At 73.0% G+C, this 4,125-nt stretch carries 3 protein-coding genes; all 3 read right to left on the bottom strand.

The features are described from left to right. Positions 1–78: 78 nt before the first annotated feature. The 3 genes from AB0J52_RS30245 to AB0J52_RS30255 all read right to left on the bottom strand — a co-directional run bounded on the left by AB0J52_RS30245 (position 79) and on the right by AB0J52_RS30255 (position 3,926). The gene (locus AB0J52_RS30245) at positions 79–2,223 is read right to left on the bottom strand and encodes an MMPL family transporter (protein ID WP_500186055.1); all 2,145 of its coding nucleotides are present in this window, start codon (positions 2,221–2,223) and stop codon (positions 79–81) included. Between the two features lie 212 nt (positions 2,224–2,435). Continuing rightward, a complete protein-coding gene (locus AB0J52_RS30250; protein WP_500186056.1) occupies positions 2,436–3,362 on the bottom strand; it encodes a Ppx/GppA phosphatase family protein in 927 nt (308 codons plus the stop codon). 75 nt (positions 3,363–3,437) lie between these two features. After that, the gene (locus AB0J52_RS30255; protein WP_500186057.1) at positions 3,438–3,926 is read right to left on the bottom strand and encodes an LURP-one-related/scramblase family protein; all 489 of its coding nucleotides are present in this window, start codon (positions 3,924–3,926) and stop codon (positions 3,438–3,440) included. Positions 3,927–4,125 lie beyond the last annotated feature (199 nt).

A 4,125-nucleotide genomic window follows, 5' to 3' on the forward strand; every position in this document is an offset into this window, starting at 1 on the left:
GGATCGCCTACACGCGCGGCCCGTACGCCACGCCCGTCGTCCGGGCGGTGCGCGCCGACGGCTCGGGCGACCGGCGGGTCAGCCCGCAGGGGTCGTCTCTCGCTCACCCGAGCTGGTGACGGCCGGTTCGCGCGCCAGCCGGCTCGGCCACCACATCCGCGCGCCCAGGTCCAGGTTGAGCGCGGTGACCAGCACCGACCGGACGACGAAGGTGTCCAGCAGGACGCCGAACGCGACCGTGAAGCCGAGCGCCGTCACGAACACCAGCGGCAGCGAGCCGAGCGCGGCGAACGTCCCGGCGAGCACGGCGCCCGCCGAGGTGATCACGCCGCCGGTCGCGGCGAGGCCGATGAGCGCGCCGCGCCGCGTGCCGTGCCGGCCGGCCTCCTCGTGCACACGCGTCATGAGGAAGATGTTGTAGTCCGTGCCGAGCGCCACCAGGAAGACGAACGTCCAGAGCGGGAACGACTGGTCGACTCCGGCGAACCCGAAGACGTGCTTGAACACCAGCGCGCTCACGCCGATCGCCGCCGTGTAGGACAGCACGACGGTCAGCACCAGGACCACCGGCGCGACCACCGCGCGCAGCAGCAGGCCGAGGATGACGACCACCACGCCGAGGACGATGGGGATGACGAGCCACTGGTCGTGCCGGGACGCCTTGTTGACGTCCAGGGTCAGCGCCGCCCCGCCGCCGACCTTCGCCGCGGCGCCCGGGACCCCGTGCACGGCGGTCCGCGCGTCCTTGACGGTCTGGAAGGCGGCGTCGCCGTCGGGCGCGGTGGTCAGCGTGCCCTCCATGTACGCGACGCCGCCCTTCGGCGGCCCGACCTCATGGACGCCGATGACCCCCGGCACCCGCGACGCGGCCGCCTGCACCTGCGGCTGCTGCGCCGCGTTGGAGACGATGACCAGCGGCGAACCGGTGCCCGCCGGGAAGTGCCTGGTCAGCACCTCCTCGCCGGTGACCGAGTCGGGTTTGCCGGAGCTGAAGGCGTCCTTGTTGGCGACCGGCCCGGTGTGCAGGGTGAACAGCCCGGCCGACAGGGCCCCGAGGACGAGCGCGGTGCCGAGCCAGGTGACGCGCGGACGGGTCGCGATGCGCGTCCCGGTTCGGGCCCACAGGCCGCGGTCGGCCGGTTCGCCCGTGCCGTAGGCCGGGCGGCGCGGCCAGAAGACCCAGCGGCCGAGCGCGACCAGGATCGCGGGCAGCAGCGTGACCTCGGCGAGCATCGCGACGGCCACGCCGATCGCCATCACCGGGCCCATGCTCTTGGTCGAGTTCAGCTCGGCGACCAGCAGAACCAGCATGCTGACGGCGACCGTGGTCCCGCTCGCGACGATCGCCGGGCCGGCGCGGTGCAGCGCGATCGCCATCGCCTCGTGCCGGTCCTCGTGCCGCCGCAGCTCCTCGCGGTAGCGGGCGATGAGCAGCAGCGCGTAGTCGGTGCCGGCCCCGAACACCAGCACGGTCAGGATGAACGCCGCCTGCCCGTTGACGGTCAGCCCGGCGTGCGCGGCGAGCAGGTACACCACCCCCTGCGCCGCCTCCAGGGCGAAGAACACGCAGATCAGCGGCAGCATCCACAGCAGCGGGCTGCGGTAGGTGAGCAGCAGGATGAGGACCACGATCGCGGCGGTGATCAGCAGCAGCGTCTTGTCGAAGCCGCCGAACACGTTGCCGAAGTCGCCGCCGTATCCGGCCGGGCCCGTGACGTGGGACGCCAGCCCCGGCGGGCCGCCCTTCTGGGTGATCCCGCGGAAGTCCTTGACCGCCGCGCCGAGCAGGTCCCAGCCGGACGACCCGATCTTGACGTTGACGATCGTCTGCAGGGCGCGGCCGTCCTTGGACGGCACCGGCCCCTGCACCGACGCCACGATGGGCCGCCGCGGCTCGCCCTTCGGCTTTCCGGTGACGGCCTTCAGCGCCGCCGCGTCGGCGGTGGCCTTCGCACGGTCGGCGGCCGTGACCGCGCCCCCGCTCCGCTCGTAGACGATGACCGCCGGGTACTCGTCCGACGGCACGAACGGTTTCGACAGCTCGAACGCCTCGGTGGACTCGGCCTTCTTCGGCAGCCACGACGAGGCGTCGTTCTTCTGCACGTGGACGAGCCTGCCCGCCAGCGGCGCCGCGACCATGACGATCACGACCCAGGCGACGATGACCGCCCACTTGGTCCAGCGTCCGCACGGCAGCGCGGAGATCCTGTTCGCGCCTCTCATCGCACCCCTCGCAAGCGTGTCCGCCCGCTCCCAGTGCAACCCGGCCGGACCGGCCGGTCAAGACATGTCGCGTTAAGTCAAAGGAAAGTAAAGTCCTGTGGCCGTAAGCGCGCAGGTGGCCGGGTGCGCCCCGTCCGCATGCGGTCAGCGGTCGCCCCGCCCGCGCCACCAGCCCCGCGCCACCGGACGGCACCGCCGGGCGGCCGTCCCCGTCAGCCGGTGATCATGTCGAGGCGGCGCAGGATGACGCCCTCGCGCAGCGCCCACGGGCACACCTCGAGGACGGGGAGCCCGAACAGGTCCATGGCGGCGTCCGCGACGACCGCCCCGGCGGGCAGCAGCGGCGCGCGCCGCTCGGACACCCCGGGCAGCCCGGCCCGCTCGGCGGCGGGCATCCGGGCGAGCCTGTCCGCCCACTCGGCGAGGTCGGCGTGCCGGAGCTCGCGCCGCACCAGCGGGCCGTCCGAGGACGGCGCGGCGCCCGCGATCCGGGCGAGCTGCCGGAACGTCTTGGACGTGGCGACCGCGTGGTCGGGCCTGCCGAAGCGGGAGATCTCCCCCACCCGCCGGGCGATCTCGGCGCGGACGTGCCGGCGCAGCTCGCGCACCCGCTCGGGCGGCGGCGGGTCGGAGGCGAACCAGTCGCGGGTCAGCCGGCCGACGCCGAGCGGCAGCGAGATCGCCACGTCCGGGTCCTCGTCGATGCCGGTGGCGAGCTCCAGCGAGCCGCCGCCGATGTCCATCACCAGCAGCCGCCCGGACGACCAGCCGAACCAGCGGCGCACCGCGAGGAACGTCAGCCGCGCCTCGTCCGGGCCGGGCAGCACCTGGATCTCCACGCCGGTCTCGGCGCGCAGCCGGGCCAGCACCTCCGCGCCGTTGGCCGCCTCCCGGACAGCGGAGGTCGCGAACGCGACCAGGTCCTCGACGCCCTTGTCCTCGGCGATGCGCAGCGCGTCCCGGACGAACGCCAGCAGCCGCGCCTCGCCCTCCGCGGTCATCCGGTCGCCGTCCAGATGGGCGGCGAGCCGCATCTCCTCCTTGTGGGAGAAGGCGGGCAGGGGCCGGGCCCCCTGGTGGGCGTCCACCACGAGCAGATGCACCGTGTTGGAGCCCACGTCCAGCACACCGAGTCGCATGCCGCGAACGCTATAGGGGCAGAAGGCGCGACAACGAATCGATCGTCGCGTTTCACCGGCCAGTCGCGCTACCGGTCAGTCGTCGTGCTTGTCCTCGGTGAGGGCGTCCACGCAGACGGCCACGGCGAGCACGAGCGGGACGTCGTAGCCGTCCACGATGTCGACCGCGTAGGTGTCGCGGACCCGGAACCACTTGCGGGAGATGAGCGCGACGGGGCCGTCCACGCCCTCGATCCCGTACTCCTTGTCGAGCAGGTCGCCGCGCACCGTCCACTCGCCGCCGCCCTCGTGGTCGACCTTGAGCTGGTCGCGGAACAGCGTGAAGTGCTTCTTGTGGACGATCGCGATGCGGTCGCCGCCGCGCTCGACCACCATCGAGTCGTGCACGCTCATCAGCTTCTTGCGGATGACCGCCACGACCTCGCCCTCGCGGGTCTTCAGCTCGAAGGTCTGCCGGATCCGCAGCGCCTTGCCGTCGACCAGGAAGACCTTCTGGCCGGTCTCGTCCTCGACCCAGAAATCCTCGCCGATGCCGAACACCCGGTCGCGAATGAGGAACTTCATGCCCGCATGCCTCCGTCCCCGCGGCGGAGGGAGCCGCCGCTACGGATACCGTGGCGGACGTGAGTGAGGACACGCAACCCGCGACCCGCTGGCGGGTGCCGCCGGTCCAGCCGGTGGTGAAGGCCGCGGCGGCCGTCGCGCTCGCCGCCCTCGCGCTGCTCTCCCTGGACGACCCGCAGTTCGTGCTGCTCGCCGGGGT

Source organism: Spirillospora sp. NPDC049652, assembly GCF_040675125.1.
GTDB lineage: Bacteria > Actinomycetota > Actinomycetes > Streptosporangiales > Streptosporangiaceae > Spirillospora.

What these genes read in the sequence shown, in the direction of transcription:
- AB0J52_RS30245 (WP_500186055.1), bottom strand. Translation starts at nt 2,223, where the DNA reads ATGAGAGGCGCGAACAGGATCTCCGCGCTGCCGTGCGGACGCTGGACC.
- AB0J52_RS30250 (WP_500186056.1), bottom strand. Translation starts at nt 3,362, where the DNA reads ATGCGACTCGGTGTGCTGGACGTGGGCTCCAACACGGTGCATCTGCTC.
- AB0J52_RS30255 (WP_500186057.1), bottom strand. Translation starts at nt 3,926, where the DNA reads ATGAAGTTCCTCATTCGCGACCGGGTGTTCGGCATCGGCGAGGATTTC.